The 20735-nt window shown below is 44.9% G+C and carries 2 protein-coding genes; both read left to right on the plus strand.

Annotated elements, in window-relative coordinates:
- The first annotated feature begins 14 nt into the window (after positions 1 to 14).
- On the plus strand, positions 15 to 16166 hold the full coding sequence (locus VM802_RS14235; protein WP_325531566.1) for an SDR family NAD(P)-dependent oxidoreductase: 16152 nt from the start codon (positions 15 to 17) through the stop codon (positions 16164 to 16166).
- 1 nt (position 16167) lies between these two features.
- On the plus strand, positions 16168 to 20735 hold a 4568-nt coding region (locus VM802_RS14240), incomplete at its 3' end, for a beta-ketoacyl synthase N-terminal-like domain-containing protein (protein ID WP_325531567.1).

A 20735-nucleotide genomic window follows, 5' to 3' on the forward strand; every position in this document is an offset into this window, starting at 1 on the left:
CGACCCAACTCCTATTGCTGGCGGGAGGCTCTGCCGATCTTGCTGATAAGCTGAAAGAAAAGCTGGCGCAGGAAGTGTTGTCGGTACCTGAAAGTGCCCCCGTTGATTATTTTGTCAAAGTGCTGGAGAAAGTAAAAGAGAAACTGAGAGAGAAAGAAGCGACACATATCACAGTTGTTTGCAGTCATGGAGATTACCTGGATTATGGTTTTATATCGGGTTTACTGAAATCTGCGACACAAGAGAATCCTAAAGTGACGGGAAAGGTAGTAGTGGTAGATAGTTTAAGTGTGCATGATTTGGAAATGCTATCGGGTATACTGGAAGCGGAGCAATATACCGGTGATACGGAAGTCCGTTATCTGGGTGGAAAGAGATGCGTAAAACAATTGCATACGATCGCTGCCACCGAAAGTATGCCGGACAATATTGTTATCAAAGAGGGCGGTGTTTATCTGTTAACCGGGGGTGCTGGCGGGCTAGGTCAGGTTTTTGCCGGTTATATCAGTCAAACAGCCAACACACAACTGATTCTCACTGGGCGGGGAGAATTGACGGCGGAAAAGCAGGCTGCATTATCAGCGTTTCCGAATGCGGTTTATTATCCATGTGATGTAAGTAAAGCAGAAGAAGTAACGGCCCTGATTGCAAGGATTAGAACGCGTTATACTAAGCTGGATGGCATTATCCATAGTGCGGGTGTTATCCGCGACAGCTTTATCCTGAACAAGACCCGTGAAGAAGCGCTGGCGGTGATGTTGCCGAAAATGGCGGGAGCAAGGAACCTGGATGAGGCGACGAAAGGGGACGCGCTAGATTTTATGGTGTTCTTTTCGTCAGTAGCGGGCGTATTGGGGAATGTAGGTCAGTCTGACTATGCATCCGCGAATGCATGGCTGGACAACTACGCGCACTACCGTAATGAAGAGCGGTTAAAGGGGAGAAGAAAAGGCCAGACGTTAAGCATCAACTGGCCATTATGGAAAGTGGGTGGCATGCGAATAGATGCGGCGAGTGAGGCATATCTGGAAAAGGAATGGGGAATGCAGCCATTGCCTGTTGCAGCAGGTATCCAGGCGTTTGAAACACTGCTCAGCAGTAAAGTTGGTCAGGGTGTGGTAGTTTATGGGAAAGCTCATGAGATAGTTACACACTTTACGCAAGCCCACAAAGAAGAGAAGAATACTCCGCCGTCATTTATTCCCGACAATGCTGAAACAGAAAGATGGAGGACGATAGCGACCGACTATATACGAAAATTACTTGCGAAGGAATTAAAAATATCGGCACATAGATTTGAAGCAGATATTCCCTTTGCTAAATATGGCATTGATTCAATATTGATTACCAAGCTGAATAGCTGCCTAGAAGACGTGTTTGGCAGGCTGCCAAGGACACTGTTTTTTGAATACCAAACCCTGGATGAATTAACGGGATATTTTATTGCGGAACACTATAATAAGTTAGCGGTGATAACAGGTTATTCCCAGGAAACAAGCGTGCCCCGAGCCGTAACCAACAACTTTATACTGTCACCGGATAACGGGCAACAGCCTGTTGTCGACAAGAAAACAAAAGGTAATGCGATTGCTTTGTCTGGAATGACAACAGAAGAGATTGCGATTATCGGGATAAGTGGCAGATACCCTGGGGCAAAGAATATCAATGAGTTTTGGGAAAACCTGAAAGCGGGGAAGGATAGTATTACAGAAATTCCCCGGGAAAGATGGGATATCAATAACTTTTATAGCGAAGAAAAAGGAAAGATTGGCAGTAGCTACAGTAAATGGGGCGGGTTTATTGACGGGGTTGATCAATTTGATCCGTTATTTTTCAATATTTCTCCACGAGAAGCGGAATTGATAGACCCCCAGGAACGGTTGTTTTTGCAAACTGTGTGGGAAACCATAGAAGATGCGGGCTATACGAGGGAGGCATTGCAGGGAGTGCGCAGTAGCAAAATTGAATTAGGTGGCAGGGTAGGTGTATATGTAGGGGTAATGTACGAAGAATATCAACTGTTTGGCGTAGCTGAAACATTGAGAGGTAACCCTGTATCATTGTGGGGTAATCCTGGCAGTATTGCCAACAGAGTATCTTATTTCTTCAATTTCCATGGTCCAAGTATGGCTGTGGATACAATGTGCTCTTCTTCTTTGACAGCGATACATCTGGCCTGTGAAAGCATTCAGAATGGTAGCTGTGATCTGGCCATAGCCGGTGGCGTAAATGTAAGTATTCATCCTGGTAAATACCTTGCATTAAGTGAAAACGGTTTTGTGTCCGCTAAAGGCAGATGCGAGAGTTTTGGGGAAGGAGGTGACGGATATGTGCCGGGAGAAGGAGTTGGGGCTATATTACTGAAACCATTGAGCCAGGCGGTAGCGGATGGTGACCGTATTTACGGGGTTATTAAAGGATCGGCTGTTAATCACGGCGGGAGAGCCAACGGATATACAGTGCCTAATCCTAAAGCGCAGACAGCAGTCATAAAGGAAGCGATCCGAAAAGCTGGCGTAAAGGCGGCAGATTTCAGTTATATAGAAGCACATGGTACTGGCACCAGTTTGGGGGACCCGATAGAAATAGCTGGTTTAACAAAAGCATTTTCAGTCGACAATGGCGGGCAGTATTGCAGTATTGGTTCGGTGAAATCCAATATTGGCCATTGCGAATCGGCAGCTGGCATTTCGGGTATTACAAAGGTATTACTGCAATTAAAACATCAGCAACTGGTACCTTCATTGCACGCGGCTACTCTTAACCCGAATATAGACTTTGCAAGCACGCCGTTCAAAGTGCAGCGGATGCTGGAAGAATGGACTACGGCTGACGACCGGTTAAGATTGGCCGGTATCAGCGGTTTTGGCGCAGGCGGCAGTAATGCGCATATCGTCATCGGGGAATATCGTGCAAATAAAACAGCATATACCAGTGCTATGCCAGTCATCATTGTATTGTCTGCCCGTAATCTCACCCGCCTGAATGAACAGGTCATAAACCTGAAACACTTCCTGGAGACGCATGCCGATGTAAATTTGTATGATGTTGCCTATACACTTCAGGTAGGGCGCGAAGCGATGGAAGAACGACTGGCATTGATTGTAAGTGATCAGGAAACGCTGTTGGATAAACTGAGCGGTTATGAAGCAGGAGAGATGGATAATATATTTACGGGTAATACTAAAAAGAGCAAACCGGGATTTTTACTGGAGGGTAATGCCGGAAAGGCCTATATAGAAAGTGCGTTGAGGGATAGGGAAAATGGGGCTATTGCGCAGTTATGGGTAAGTGGGGTAGGTATTGACTGGAATTTGCTTTATGATGGGCATAAGCCGGAGAAAATCAGTTTACCTACTTATCCATTTGCCCGGAACCGTTATTGGGTACCGGCTGAGCGTATATCCACTGCAGGGGAGCCCGCGTCGGCAACGGCGTTCGCTACTCATTTATATAGCACTGACTGGGAGGAGTCGTTGCCCGAACTGACAGAGAAACATGATATTGCTATATCACAGCTGATATTACTGGCGGGATGCTCAGCGGTGGTGGCAGACAAGTTGCAGGCGATGTTGGAGCAGGAAGTGGTATTGTTGCCTATAGCAGATGAAATCACTTATTTTATACATACACTGGAAAAAGTAAAGGCACAGTTAACAACAAAAACAGCTATTCACATCAGTGTTGTTTGTAGTAATAAAGAGTACCTGGCTTATGGTTTTGTATCCGGATTATTAAAAACAGCCACGCAGGAAAATCCTAAAGTAACCGGGAAAATAATAGGTGTTGAAAGTATCGGAGTATCTGAGGTAGCTATGCTCGCCGGCATACTGAAAAAAGAAAAATACAACGGGGATGCAGAAGTCAGCTATCAGGCGGGAAAAAGAATGATAAAAGTAACCCGGCCCATCACCTGTGGGGCAGACACAAAGGCAGATCTGCCTGTTAAAGAAGGGGGCGTGTACCTGATAACCGGTGGTACCGGCGGATTAGGGCAGATCTTTGCCGGTTATATCAGCGAAACTCCCAATACGCAGCTGATACTTACGGGCAGTAGCGCGTTGACAGTGGAGAAGCAGGTTTTATTGTCAGCATTTCCCAATGCGGTTTACTATCGATGTAATGTGAGCAGCGCTACGGAAGTAACAGATTTGATAGCAACCATCAAAACGCGCTATACCAGGATTGATGGTATTATACATAGCGCCGGTGTGATCCGTGATAGCTTTATCGTTAACAAGACTGCGGAAGAAGCGACGGCGGTACTGTTGCCCAAAATAGCGGGAGCTAAAAACCTTGATGAGGCAACAAAAGAAGAAGCGCTTGATTTTATGGTGTTTTTCTCTTCTGTTGCCGGTGTGTTTGGCAATGCGGGCCAGGCTGATTATGCGTCGGCCAATGCATGGTTGGATAACTATGCACACTTTCGCAATGCAGAACAGGTAAAAGGGAACAGGAAAGGTAGCACACGAAGTATTAACTGGCCTTTATGGAAAGCGGGCGGTATGCAGATTGCCGCGGAAAGTGAAGCTTATCTTGAAAGAAAATGGGGAATGTTGTCATTGCCCACTGCAGCGGGTATCCGTGCTTTTGAGGTACTGCTGACAAATCCAGGCAACCAGGGAATGGTTATTTTTGGAGATAGAGATAACATCGCTGAGAAATTATTTTCTCGACCGGTTCGGGATCATATAACATCGTCTTCCGGCATTCACTCAGCAGATTTACAGGTATCAGTAACGAAGAAAATACTGGAAATAGCTGCGGACCTCCTCAAGCTACGCGTTACTGACTTAGCAACAGACGAAAGATTAGGAGATTATGGCTTTGATTCTATTTCACTGACCAGGTTTTGTAATGAACTCAATAACTATTACGACCTGGATTTAAAACCCACTTTGTTTTATAATTATTCAACGGTGGAAGGATTAACAACATTTCTGATAGAAGAGTATGTTGATAACCTTGTGAAAAAACATCCTGTTATACGCCGGGCAGAGCAAATTGCAAGAATACCAGCCGAGACTATTACCCATCCGCTTACAGCTACGGGGAAAACAATACCTCCGAGTGGGCCAATACCTAGTCACATTGGCGGACCTGTGGCTATTATCGGTATGAGCGGACGTTTCCCGGAATCTCCTGATTTAGCTGCTTTCTGGAATAATCTCCGGGATAATAAAGATCTCATTGTTGAAATACCTGCGGAAAGATGGGATTGGAAAAAGTATGATGGTGATCCGAGAAAAGAAAAAAATAAAACCCGCGCGAAATGGGGTGGTTTTATCGCCGGTGCAGATAAATTTGATCCGCTGTTTTTTAATATTTCCCCCAAAGAGGCAGAGCTGATGGACCCACAGCAGCGGATAACACTGGAGACAGTGTATCATGCACTGGAAGATGCAGGTATTAATGTGAAAGAGTTGTCTGGCTCCAATACAGGTGTTTTTATCGGGGCTTACTTTAATGATTATGCCGCACTTATCCAGCGAGGAAATGCAATACAGGAAGCCCAATCAGCAACTGGGATTTCTCATTCCATACTTACCAACAGGATATCCTACCAGTTCAATTTGCATGGTCCGAGTGAGCCGGTAGATACAGCCTGTTCCAGCTCGCTGGTGGCGATCCACAGAGCAGTAGAGCATATCCGTAACGGCGCCTGCGATATAGTAATAGCAGGAGGTGTTAGTCTTGATCTTATTCCTGAGACATTATTGCCACTCAGTCAGGCGGGTATGTTAAGTGAAGACGGCAGATGCAGAACTTTTGACCAGGCAGCCAATGGCTATGTAAGAGGTGAGGGGGTTGGGATCGTAATATTAAAATCATTAAGTAAGGCAGAAGCGGATGGTGATCATATTTACGGTGTAATCCGTGGTACTGCGGAGAATCATGGCGGTAAAGCCAACACTCTAACCTCTCCCAATCCTGCGGCACAAAAAGATCTGCTGCTAAGTGCATACCGTTCTGCAAATATTGATCCCAGGGCGGTAAGTTATATAGAAACGCATGGTACAGGTACGCCGTTGGGAGATCCGATAGAAACGGAGGGGCTGAAACTGGCGTTTAAAGAATTATACAAAGAATGGGATATTCCGCAGCCAGAAATTCCTTACTGCGGTTTAGGAAGTGTGAAGACAAATATAGGCCACCTGGAGGCAGCTGCCGGTATTGCTGGGGTAATGAAAGTATTACTTTCTCTACAACATCGTACACTGCCTGGTAATCCGCATCTGCAAACACCGAATGCATATCTTAAGTTGGAGGGTAGCCCCTTCCGCCTGCAAAGAGAAACAGAGGAGTGGTTACCGGTCAACAACCTGCCAAGAATAGCCGGTATCAGCAGCTTTGGATTTGGTGGTTCAAATGCACATGTCATTATTGAAGAGTATCAGCCGCCTGAGAGAGTTGACTACACCGGTACCGCACCAGTCATTATCACATTATCGGCCCGAAATGAACATCGGTTGAAGGAGCTGGCGGTAAACCTGAAACGCTACCTGGAAACTGATAAAGAGACAAACTTGTATGATATTGCCTATACCCTTCAAACAGGCCGGGAACAGATGGAGGAGCGCCTGGCATTGATAGCGGAAAATAAAGAGAGACTGGAGGTCTTGCTCAATGGATATCTGGTCGGTATAACTCCCGAATCATTTGCCAACACAGTATTTACCGGTAGTACCAAAAAGGATAAGTTGGAGCTGTTGCTCAAAGGAGGTGCAGGACATGCATATATCAGTTATGCAATAGCAAATAAAGAATTGGCCTCTATCGCCCAGTTATGGGTGAAAGGGGGGGATATTGACTGGTCTTTATTATATGATCATCAAAAACCTGCCAAGATAAGTTTGCCTACTTACCCATTTGCAAGAGAGCGTTATTGGGTGATGGAGGAAGAAGGACCGATGGTGTCCCGTAGCAACAATAAATTGCATCCATTATTACATAGCAACGAATCTGACCTGTACGAACAAAAGTTCATAAGCATTTACACCGGAACAGAAACATTTTTAGCAGATCATGTAGTGCGCGGTGAAAAGGTATTTCCAGGTGTGGCCTATCTTGAGCTGGCCAACGCAGCGGGAAATCGCAGCACGCGGCAACCGGTTACCACCTTTAAAAATGTTACCTGGCAGCAACCGGTTTATGTAAATGATGTTCCTCAGAAAGTGCATATCAGCATTTATCCGGCGGGAGAAGAAGTGGGATATGAAATTTATACCCAAAATGAAACAACAATACAGATACATAGCGAAGGAAAGCTTACCACCAAAATACAGCCTGCTATTGGGAAGCAGGACCTGGTGGCTATCCGGAAGCGATTAACACACCGCAAGGAAGGAGAAGCGTGTTATGCAGTATTCAGAGAAATGGGGATCAACTACGGTGTGAGTTTCCGTGGCATTGAAGAACTTTACTACAGCGAAAGTGAAGCACTGTCAAAAATTACGCTACCATCTGAAGCTGATTATGTGCTTAGTCCGGGTGTATTAGACAGCGCTCTGCAAACCTGTATAGGGTTGAGCTTTACAAAAGGGCGTCCCGATCTTTTATTGCCGTTCAGCGTACATGAGGTTAATATTTACCAGGAGCTACCGCCAACTGTCTGGGGGTATGTAAGGAAAAGTAGACAACACGATACCGGCAGCAAAGTTACCTATTACGATATTGATCTCCTGAATGCCGACGGAGAGGTATTGATCCGTTTTACAGAACTGGTAATGCTGCCACTGGATAAATTTTCAACAAGAAACCAACCGGAAGAGAAAGCTGCCACTTTCTTATACAGCAGTGCCTGGCAGCCGGCACCACAGCCTGTACCAACAAGACAAGATGCTGAACATCTGATTCTGCTGGGAGGTGGAACATCAGATCTGGCCGATAAACTAAAAGAAGCATTAGAGCTGGAAGTAGCAATACTGTCGGAAGATACTGCGACGAGTTGCTTTATAAGTGCGTTGGAGAAGGTAAAGGAGAAACTGGTAACAAAAAGGGCAACACACATTACAGTACTTTGCAGTAACGCAGACTATGCAGACTATGGTTTTATATCGGGATTATTAAAAACGGCTGCGCAGGAAAATCCTAAAGTAACGGGGAAGATAATAGGCGTACCGCGACTGAATATACAGGAACTTAACGTCCTTACGGCAATACTGGAAGCAGAACAATATACCAGTGATACAGAAGTACGTTACGAGGACGGAATAAGAACAATAAAGGCCGTTTCGGCTATTACGGGTGTAGCTGACGGAATGGATAATCCTCTTGTTAAAGAAGGGGGCGTATACCTTATTACTGGTGGCGCCGGCGGACTGGGGCAGATCTTTGCCAAATACATTAGTAGTGTGTCCAATACGCAGGTAATACTAACAGGAAGAAGCACCCTGACAAGAGAGAAACAAACTGCTTTATCTGCGTTATCCAATGTGGTATACTACGAATGTGATATCAGCAATAAAACCGCTTTAACTGCTTTAATTAAAGCAATTAAAGCGCGCTACCAAAAGCTGGATGGAATTATTCACGCAGCAGGTATAATCCGGGATAGTTTCATCATCAATAAAACACCGGAAGAAGCGATAGCGGTTTTGTTACCTAAAATAACGGGTACTAAGAACCTGGATGAAGCAACCAGAGAGGAAAAGTTGGATTTTATGGTCTTCTTTTCTGCTGTAGCAGGCGTGATGGGAAATATAGGCCAGGCAGACTATGCTGCAGCCAATGCATGGATGGATAATTATGCGTACTACCGCCATACAGAACAGACAAAAGGGAGACGACAAGGAAAGACATTAAGCATCAGCTGGCCGCTATGGCAGGAGGGTGGTATGCGGATAGATGAGCAGGGCGAAAAATACCTGCAAAAGAAATGGGGTATGTTGCCATTACCGACAGAAGAAGGCATTAAAGCTTTTAATGCATTACTCAGTAATGTAGTAGGTCAGGGTGTAGTTGTTCATGGAAGGAGCAGCATGATAACAACACTTTTTACCGGAAAGCTGATAGAAGATAAAACAATGTTATCATCATCTGTGCCGGAAGACGGGGAACAGGAAATGCTCCAGGCAGCATCGGCCAGCTATATACGAAGATTATTATCAAAAGAACTAAGATTACCGGAAGAACGCTTTGAGTTAAATGCACCTTTTGAGCAATATGGTATTAATTCAGTACTGATTACAAGACTTACCAATTGTTTGGATGAAGTATTTGACAAACTACCCAGAACTCTATTTTTTGAATACCAGACCCTGGGCGAATTAATCGGATACTTTATAAACGAACATGGAAACAGACTCCGTGAATTAACCGCAAATCCTGAAAGGCTGATTGGTCCTGCGATAGCTGACGCAGCTGGCAATCCGGAACGCATCATTCACAACCGGCAGCGCCACAGATTCGCAGGGATTAAACCACCTGTAACGTTGCCGGCCGTACCGGAGGATATTGCTATCATTGGGTTAAGCGGCAGGTACCCCGGTGCAAAAAATATCGATGAATTCTGGGAGAATTTAAAAGCGGGTAAAGATAGTATCACGGAGATACCTCCGGACAGATGGGATATAACTGACTTTTACAGCGAAGACAGAGGCGATAAAAGTAAGAGCTACAGCAAATGGGGTGGTTTTATGGACGATATAGATCAGTTTGATCCGTTGTTCTTTAATATTTCTCCAAGAGAAGCTATCATGATGGACCCTCAGGAGCGGTTGTTTTTACAAACCGTTTGGGAGACAATAGAAGATGCGGGATATACCAGGGAGTTATTACAGGGAACACGCAATGACAGTGCTGAATTAGGCGGCCGGGTGGGTGTATATGCAGGTGTAATGTATGAAGAATATCAATTGTTTGGGGCAGAAGAAACATTGAAAGGCAATCCCCTCACCTTATTGGGTAATCCTAGTGGCATTGCAAACAGGGTATCATACTTTTTTAATTTCCACGGGCCCAGCATGGCAGTAGATACGATGTGTTCTTCCTCATTAACAGCTATACATCTGGCCTGTAAGGATATTCATACCGGAGAAACGGACCTGGCCATAGCAGGTGGTGTAAACGTCAGCGTTCATCCCAGAAAGTATGTGATGTTGAGCCAGGGAAGTTTTGTGTCTGGTAAAGGCAGGTGTGAGAGTTTTGGCGTAGGAGGAGATGGTTATGTACCTGGAGAAGGCGTTGGGGCAGTATTACTGAAATCACTAAGCAAAGCAATAGCAGACGGCGACCGTATTTATGGCGTTATCAAAGGGACTGCTGTTAATCATGGCGGAAAAACGAACGGATACACGGTACCTAACCCCAAGGCGCAAGCGGCAGTCATAAAAGAAGCGATCAGAAAAGCGGGTGTAGCAGCAACAGATTTTAGTTATATAGAAGCACATGGTACAGGTACCAGCTTAGGAGATCCTATAGAAATGGCAGGTTTAACAAAGGCGTTTGCGTCTGATAAGAAGCAATATTGCAGTATAGGGTCTGTAAAATCAAATATTGGCCATTGTGAATCGGCCGCCGGCATATCCGGGCTCACCAAGGTACTATTGCAGTTAAAGCATCAGCAGCTGGTACCTTCTTTACACGCAGCAACCCTCAATCCTCATATCGATTTTACTGCTACGCCTTTTAAAGTACAGCAACAACTGGAAACCTGGACAACACCGGATAATCGTCCCAGGTTGTCTGGTATCAGCAGTTTTGGCGCCGGCGGCAGCAATGCTCATGTTATCATAGAAGAATATTGCGTACCGCAAAAGAATGCATATACCAGTACTGCGCCCGCTATTATTGTACTGTCTGCACGTGATACTGCCCGGTTACGACAACAAGCCGCAAACCTGAAACATTATGTTGAAGTTAATCATCCTGTAAACCTGTACGATATTGCCTATACGTTGCAGGTAGGCCGGGAGGCGATGGAGGAGCGGCTGGCATTTCTGGCGAAAGACAAGGCTGAACTTTTAAATAAGTTAACAGATTACCTGGCAGGAACTACCACTGGCTTAGTAGCTGGTAACGCTAAAACAGGGGCGGCAGACCTCTTGTCAGCAGGGGACATGGAAATAGCTGCTGCGCGGGACAGAGCGGATATAGATACAGGATTTATGCTGCATTTATGGGTAAAAGGGATACGTATTGATTGGATGCAGCTGTACCCTGATCAACACCCTGATAAAATCGGTTTGCCTGCTTACCCGTTTGCCCGGCAGCGATATTGGTTTGATAATATCCCCTTTCATTCAAAAGGAAAGATGAAAGAAAATACACTGATAAATACTACCGGATCGTCACCGGAAATGGCGGCCATCCCAGACAGCTTTAATTTACTATCAGATAAAACGATGCAGCCGGAGAAGGTTCGCTTGTTGAGTGTTACTGACGCCATCAGATTAGTAAAACCCGAAATGGCATATGACACAAGGGAACCGTTGGAGAATATATCGCAGCCGCTTCCATTACCAGTACCGGAGAATAAGGAGACGGTACAATCCGTAATGAAGAAATTAGAAGGGATAGTAAGTGATACCTTGTATTTAGACGGTGGTTTTGATGAGAATAGAGTATTCCAGGAGCTGGGATTGGATTCTATTGTTGGTGTTGAGCTGATGAAAAATGTCAATGAGCAATTCGGTATACAACTGAATGCCACAAAATTATATGACTATCCTACGTTGAAAACGCTGGCAGGTTATATAACAACGCAACTGGTTGCTTATCCCGAAAAAGAGGGGCTGAAGGTTACGGTGACGGCTACTAAAGATACTATCAGCCTGATAAACCCAGTGGTAGAAAATGTGGGAGTACCGCCTGTAGCTCCACGACCGGATAAACATACCGAAGAACAGATAATATTAGTACAACTAAGCGAAATACTTCGTAATACATTATACCTGGATGATGACTTTGATGAAAGTAAGGCGTTCCAGGAATTGGGATTGGATTCTATTGTTGGTGTTGAGTTGATAAAAAACATCAATGAACGGTTTAACATACAACTGAATGCTACAAAATTGTATGACTATCCTACATTGAAAACGCTGACCGGCTATGTGGTTACACAGTTGCCGGTACACACTGCTGCCCTTGCATTGGCCGGGCACGATAAAGCGCCGGTGGAAACAATCATACCATCTTCTCCGTTAATGGCAGATGCTGTTGTCGACCAGACACCTGTAAAAGAGAGAGATAGCCGCATTGCTATTATCGGTATGAGCGGGCGTTATCCAATGGCTCAGGATTTAGCCGCATACTGGGATAATATCTCCAAAGGAGTGGATTGTGTAAGTGAAATTTCGAAAGACCGATGGAATGTAGATGAGTACTATGTAAAAGGAGGAGAAACAACCGGCAGTTTATATGCCAAATGGTTGGGGCAGTTGGACGATGTGGATAAATTTGATCCGCTGTTTTTTAATATATCTCCTTCAGAAGCAGAGCTGATGGACCCTCAGCAAAGAATATTTCTAGAGGAATGTTGGAAATCGCTGGAGGATGCGGGATACAGCAGGTCTAAGCTGGATGGGATGAAGTGTGGTACTTATGTAGGGATAATGGGAAATGAATATGCTTACCTGGTAAAACAATCGGGATTCAATCAGTATTCATCCCAGCTGATGACGGGCAACGCGGGTTCCATTTTTGCAGCCAGGATGGCTTATTTCCTGAACCTGAAAGGCCCAGCCATAGCTATAGATACTGCTTGTTCAAGCTCTTTGGTGGCGATCCACCTGGCTTGTCAGGCACTATTAAATGAAGAAATAGATATGGCTATTGCTGGTGGCGTAACTCTTTATCTGGGGGTGGAAGCCTATCAGCAGATGTGCGCTGCCGGTATGTTATCTAAAGAAGGGAAATGTAAAACTTTTGATAACAGCGCGGATGGATTTGTTCCAGGAGAAGGCGCCGGGGTATTGGTATTGAAACGTTTGAGTGATGCTTTAAGAGACGGGGATCATATTGATGGCGTCATTCTCGGTTCGGGTATTAACCAGGATGGGAAAACAAACGGTATTACCGCGCCAAGTGTAAATGCCCAGGCAGATTTGTTAACGGGTATCTATAGGAAGTATGATATTGATCCGGAGACTATAACTTATGTGGAGGCACATGGTACAGGGACTAAATTAGGAGATCCTATTGAGGTTGAAGCATTGACTACGGCGTTTGGTGCATTCACATCCAGGAAGGAATATTGCGGCATTGGATCTGTGAAAAGTAATATTGGGCATACTTCGGCGGCGGCGGGGGTAGCAAGCATCTGCAAAGTATTGCTGCAATTCAGACACGCCAGTATTGCACCCAGCTTACATTACATAAATGAAAATGAATACATCAACCTAAAACAAAGTCCGTTTTATGTGAATACAACGCTAAAACATTGGAATACAGCCCCCGGCCAATTAAAACGTGCCGCTGTAAGTAGTTTTGGGTTTAGTGGTACAAACGCACACCTGGTACTGGAAGAATACCCCTCTCAATTGCCTGTAGCTTATATAGGGGAGGCGTCTGCGATAATCCTCTTATCGGCTAAGAATGAAAGCATATTGCTACAGCAGGCAGCTAATTTAAAGGCTTACCTGACATCCGACGCAGATCACAACCTTGATAGTATCGCCTACACGTTGCAAACAGGCAGGACATCTATGGAAGAACGCCTGGCAATTGTGGCAAAGGATAAAACGGCATTAATAGATAAGTTGACCGCTTTCCTGGCGGGGAATAAAGAGAATGTATTGACAAATAATGTCAATAAAAATAAAACGGTTCTTATCCCGGATGCCGCCAGTGTTGAGAATGCATTAAGTGATAGCAACAGCGTACTGTTAGCTGAGTTATGGATAAAAGGAGCCGCCGATATTAACTGGAGCTCACTTTACCGGGGACAGTATCCTCATAGGATCAGTTTGCCTGTGTATCCTTTTGCTAAAGAACGATACTGGATTCCGGTGGAAACAAGCTCGAAAATAACGGCTAATGGCGGCAAACTGCATCCCTTGCTGCATCTAAATACATCCAGCCCGGAGCAGCAGCAGTTTACAAGTGTTTATACCGGTAAGGAATCTTTCCTGGCAGACCACAAAGTAAAAGAAGAAAAAGTATTACCTGGAGTCGCTTACCTGGAACTGGCAAGAGCTGCAGGAGAACAGAGCAGTGCTGAGAAGATTACGCAATTAAGGGATATTGCCTGGCTCCAGCCCATCGGAATAAACGGAAAGTCAAAAGAAATACATATCCGCCTTTCTCCGTCCGATGGTGAAATAAGTTATGAAGTTTATACGCAAAATAACAAGGAACAACACGTCCATAGCAGAGGAAGGCTAAATGCAAAAGTGCAGCAATCTGTAACAGGGTATGATTTGTCTGCTATCCGGAACCGGCTTATTGGCGTAAAAGGAGGGAAAGAATGCTACCAGTTATTTAATGAGTTGGGCCTGCACTATGGCGCTACTTTTCAGGGGATAGAAAAAATATATTTTAGTGAGCAGGAAGCCTTGTCCAGGATTGTTTTGTCCAAAGAGACAGGTTATGTGCTCAGTCCGGGTATTTTGGATAGCGCCCTGCAAACCTGTGCCGGAATAGATTTTACACAAAAAGAACCCAAACTGGCATTACCGCTTAGTGTGAGAGAAGTAAATCTCTACCGGGATTTGCCATCTGTGATATGGAGTTACGCCAGGAAGAGTAACAACGATAGGGCAAACAGCAAAGTTACCCATTATGATATTGATCTGTTGGATGATCATGGGGGCGTATTGCTAAGCTTTAAGGACTTTGCAACCCTATCAATAAACACAGAGGAGCGACAACCAGTTAGTCACTCACCACTCGATAATGTGGTCGTAAATGAGCCGGGGATGTTATTTGTCCCAGCCTGGAATCGTGTAAAAGCAGCTGTTGCATCCACCCTTCCGGTGGGTGGAAAGCATTTGATTGTAACAGGTAACACAGAAGTTGCGCTGGCAGGATTGCTGAAGGAAGTGCTTATTGCGGGGAATGGGGAAGTAATAATCGTGAAAGGACTGAATGAAGTGCCGCCGGATATAACTGATGTATACCTGTTGCAAGGTATATCGGCAACACCTCCCGGCGCGACGCTGGAACAGGAGCATGAACAGCGAGAGCTATCGGTGTTTAAGACGGTTAAAACACTGCTGGCTACAACGTATAGGGAAAAGAGAATAAACATTACAGCGATCACCGGAAATACACAAAAGGTACTGGCCACCGACCTGGTAAGCGAACATGGTAGTGGTATTGTGGGGCTCATAGGTTCATTGGCGAAAGAACAACCACATTGGCGTATCCGGGTAATTGATATGGAGGCGCAGAAAACATCGCGCGCTGATATAGAGAAGCTACTTCTTTGTCCTTTTGATAAAGAAGACCCCGTATCAGGCTGCAGAAACGGATTTTTTTATCAAAAAGACCTGTATGAACTGGAGCTGTCCCGTTGCCCGAGCAGTAAGTTTAGGGCACAAGGAGTATATGTGATACTGGGAGGCGCCGGTGGTATTGGAAGGGTAACAACTGAATACTTAGTGAGAAATTACAAAGCCCAGGTTATTTGGTTAGGAAGAAGTCCGTTGGATGATAAAATTATGATGTCCCAGGCGGCCATTGAAAAGCTGGGGGTAAAACCCATATATATTCAATGCGATGCAAATAAAAGGGGCAGCGTTGAAAATGCTTACCGGGAAATCAAGAAAATGAAAAAGCCGGTACATGGCTTATTTCACTCTGCCATAGTATTGAATGATAAGTTAATAATGAATATGAGTGAAGATGGATTTGAAAGGTCTTTTGCGCCCAAATCCTTAGCCAGTCATTATTTTGTTGAAACATTTAAAGAGGAGCCATTGGATTTTATTTGTTTTTATTCATCTGTACAATCACAATGGAACGCTGCCGGGCAGGGAAATTATGCCGCCGGATGCACTTATAAAGACAGCTACGCGCATAGGTTGAAACATACAATGCATACACCTGTATATATCATTAACTGGGGGTATTGGGGAGAAGTAGGCGTCGTTTCCGCTGATGATTACAAAGTACGCATGGAATTAAACGGCGTTGGAAGTATTTCATCTGTAGAAGGAATGAATATACTGGAAATGGTATTGGCTAATAAACCGAATCAAGTAATTGCTATAAAATTTATTTAAGATGAAATTTATTAAACGGAGCAGAAAAATTATTGAAGTAAATAATATATCCGTCTTAAAGGCAGCGAAGCCGGAAATAGCGGTGTATGAAGATAATAGACAGGCTGATCTGATCTTGAAAGAAATTTGTAGCAAGGGGGTGTTGCAGTTATTACTGGATTTAGGTTTGAGTAGCAGACAGGCGGGAATGTACCAGTTGGATGATCTCAGGAAAGTATTGGGTATTGAAGATCGTTACAGTCGTTTATTTGCTGTGTTGATCCGCCTGTTGGAGGAGATGTGTTATTTAAAAGTTACGGGGGATGGCATAACGGTCCCGGATATAATAAAACAGGAACTGGAGCATTTCCGGTTGAAGGATGCATTGGAAGAGCTGGCTGCAAAAAGTAAAACATACCAATCGCATATACAGCTGATAAATATCTGTTTGTCAGTTTTTAATGAAATCCTTACCGGTAAAGTGCGTGCTACTGATGTAATATTTCCGGAAGGCAGCCTGAACAATGTAAGCGGAATTTACAAAGGGAATTATAAGTCTGACTATTTCAATGAATTACTGGCCGGAATTGTAAAAGATAGTGTGGAGGAGGGCGTAAAACATTTGAAACAGGGAGAAAAGATCCGCATACTGGAAGTGGGAGCAGGAACAGGTGGTACCAGCGAATTGATATTTAAGAAGCTGGCGCCTTACAAAGAGTACATAGTATATGCATACACAGACATGTCCAGGAGCTTCTTGTTCTATGCAGAAGAAGCTTATAAGGATATAGCTCCATACCTGGAAACAGCCATATTCAATATAGAGAAGTCGCCGGCGGCGCAAAATTTTGAACCCGGCAGTTACGATATTGTAATAGGCGCTAATGTAGTGCATGCAACAAAAGATATAGCTGCTACATTAACTAATATCAAAGGTATTTTGAAGAAAGATGGTTTGCTGATCCTGAATGAGATAGCGGAAACCGATATGTTTACTACGCTTACATTTGGGCTGTTAGACGGATGGTGGTTATACGAAGATATTGCATTGAGACTACCCGGAAGTCCTGGTCTGTCGGCAGAAAACTGGCATTTTGTTTTAACGGAAACAGGATTTGAACAGGCCGTTTCCTATCCGGAGAAAAATGATTTGTCGCAACAAATAGTAGTGGCTAAGAGCAATGGCATCACCGTTCTGGAGAATGACATATCGCAGACGTCACCAGAAGCGAGGGCGACGCGGGAGCCGGCGACGGATAAGCCATTGTTTAATGATTCGCTGTTGGCAGCTGCTGAGTTGCATTTGAAGAATGTATTCTCCCGCATATTGAAGCTGGACATTGGCAGAATAGATACAGAAGCCCGTTTTGAGATGTTAGGTATAGATTCTATCCTGATCGGAACCCTGGCAAGAGAATTATCCAATGATTTCGGGACGGTTCCTGTTACTACTTTTTTTGAATACAGGAACATCAGCGAGCTCGCCACCTATTTTGCAACAGAGCACACAACATTTTTTAAACCGGCGGAAGAAGTAACAACAGCTCCTGATGTTGAAGCTGAAAAGGCGCAACAGGACTTGCCCCTTTATAGTGGGCCTCTTACACAACAGTTGGAAAAAGAAGGGAATGCAGCGTATGTACCGAATAATGCTATCGCAATTGTGGGCGTAAGTGGTAGATACCCTGGCGCGGCTAACATTCGTGAGTTCTGGGAAAATTTAAAATCGGGGACAGACAGTATTACCGAAATCCCTAAAGACCGCTGGGATGCAGACCATTATTTCGATGAACGAAAAGGAAAAGAAGGAAAGATTAATACCAGGTATGGGGGGTTTATCAGTGGGGTCGCTGAATTTGATCCTTTGTTTTTTAATATATCTCCCAAAGAAGCAGAATATATCGACCCACAGGAAAGATTGTTTCTTCAAACAGTATGGGAGGCAATAGAAGATGCCGGTTATGCCGCCAGTGAGTTGTCGCAGCGGGCGAAAGAGAAGGGACCGGTCCGCACAGGTGTATACGTTGGTGTAATGTACGGGGAGTATCAACTATTCGGGCCGGCACTGACAACTTCGTCAAACCCGGTGGCAATAGGTACAAGTGCAGCCAGTATCGCTAACAGGATCTCTTATTACTGTGATTTTGACGGTCCGAGTATAGCAGTGGATACTATGTGCTCTTCTTCGCTGACGGCCATACACCTGGCCTGTAAGGATCTTCAGTCGGGAGAAGCGGACGTTGCGATTGCCGGGGGGGTAAACGTAAGTATTCATCCCAATAAATATTTATTGTTAAGCCATGCCACATTTTTATCGTCCAGGGGCCGGTGCGAGAGTTTCGGCAACGAAGGGGACGGATTTATTCCCAGCGAAGGCGTTGGCGCCATCGTGTTGAAAAAACTGAGTGCGGCGGAAGCTGCCGGCGATCATATTTATGGTGTTATCAAAGGTACTGCCGTTAATCATGGCGGCAGGGCCAATGGTTATACCGTGCCTAATCCGGTATCCCAGGCGGCGGTAATCCGTGACGCGATTAATAAAGCAGGTGTAACGGCCGCTGATTTCAGCTATATCGAGGCGCATGGTACAGGTACCAGCCTTGGTGATCCAGTAGAAATTGCGGGTTTGACGAAGGCTTTCCAATCAAACAGGAAACAGTATTGCAGTATCGGTGCTGTAAAATCCAACATAGGGCATTGTGAATCTGCTGCAGGTATATCCGGTGTGACAAAAGTATTGTTGCAGCTAAAGCATCAGCAGTTAGTTCCTTCTTTACATTCGGCGGTACTTAATGCCAATATCAATTTTGAAAATACACCTTTTAGGGTGCAGCAAACCCTGGAAGCCTGGACTACTGAAGACAACAGGCCCAGACTTGCAGGCATCAGCGGTTTTGGAGCGGGAGGCAGCAATGCGCATATCATTATTGAAGAATACAGACCTGGAATTAAAGCAGCATATACCAGCCGGGAGCCAGCCATGATTGTATTGTCAGCAAGAAATGAGAACAGGCTCAAAGAGCTGGTGACTAATCTGAAATGCTTCCTGGGAAATAATACAACCGTAAATATATATGATGTTGCCTACACGCTGCAAGTGGGTAGAGAGCCTATGGAAGAGCGGTTGGCACTGATCGTTGAAGATAGGGACGCCCTGATCGTACGACTGGAAAATTATCTGTCAGGAGAAAATAGAGAGTTATTTACCGGGAACATCAAAAAAGAAAAGCAGGACTTTCTACTCAACGGTGAAGCAGGGAAATCCTACATTCAGAAAGCAATAGAAACTAAAGAATTAGTGGCGCTGGCACAGTTATGGGTAAAAGGCGCACGTTTCGATTGGTCTTTATTTTATGGAGAGAATAAACCAGCCAAAATAAGTTTGCCAACATATCCATTTGCCCGTCAGCGGTACTGGATTCCTGAAACCGAAGAACAACTGAAAGTATGCAGTGGCATCAAGGTGTTGCATCCTCTGTTGCACAGCAATGAATCTGACCTGAGCGAACAAAAATATACCAGCATTTACACCGGGACAGAACCGTTTTTTACGAGTTATAAAATAGGGACAGAAAAGATGCTGCCAGGGGTAGCCCTGCTGGAACTGGTCCGCGAAGCAGGTGAAAGAAGTATCCGTCAAAAAATCACGCAGTTAAGAAATATTTTTTGGGAGCATCCCGTTGGCGTAAATGGAGCTCCAAAAAAAGTACATACCAGTGTATATCCTGCGGGTAGAGAGGTTGGCTACGAAGTGTATACGCAAAACGGAGGGCATACACAGGTGCATTGTCAAGGCAGTCTGCACGCTCCCGCCCTGCACGCACCGGTAAAGCATGATTTATCAGCAATCCGCGACAGCTTGCATAGTAGCAGAACGGGAGCCGAATGCTATCACCTCTTTGGCGTACTTGGCCTGAACTATAGCACAGCCTTTCAAGGGATTGAAGAGATCTATTTCAATGAAAAAGCCGCCTTATCAAGAATCAGCATGCTTCCCGAGACTGGTTATGTGCTTCATCCGGGTGTGCTGGATAGCGCTTTACAAACCTGCGCTGTAATGAACTTAACCCCGGCAATGCAAAGACAGATAAATCCGGTAAGCGTACGGGAAGTAAATATTTACCGGGAATTGCCGAATACTGTATGGTGTTATGTCAGAAAAAGTAAAGCCGGCGGGGAGGAAGCCGCCATCAGCTGTTACGATATTAGTTTGATGAATGACGCGGGTGAGGTGCTGCTTACAATGACTGAATTTTCCTTGTCAGCTATTGCCGGACCGGTTACTGCAGTATCTGTTGCCCCACCTGACAGCCTGGTTTTCCTTACCCCGATGTGGACATTGTCCGGAGGCTCGTCTGTGTTGACGGCCAAAACTGTCCGGCAGGTACTGGTGGTGGCCGGTGAAAATGTTGCGTCAATGGCCGCTTTATTATCGGCAGCGGGAATAACGGTAAAAACATTTTGCGGCAGTTGTCCGATGCAATACAGCTTTTTTTTGTATGAAGTGATAAAGGAAGTGTTGGCGGATGGTGATCCTGCACGTATCACCATCCTGTATGAAAATAAAGATGCTTCGCTGTATGATTTTGC

It is taken from the genome of Chitinophaga sp., from assembly GCF_035538455.1.
Classification (GTDB): domain Bacteria; phylum Bacteroidota; class Bacteroidia; order Chitinophagales; family Chitinophagaceae; genus Chitinophaga.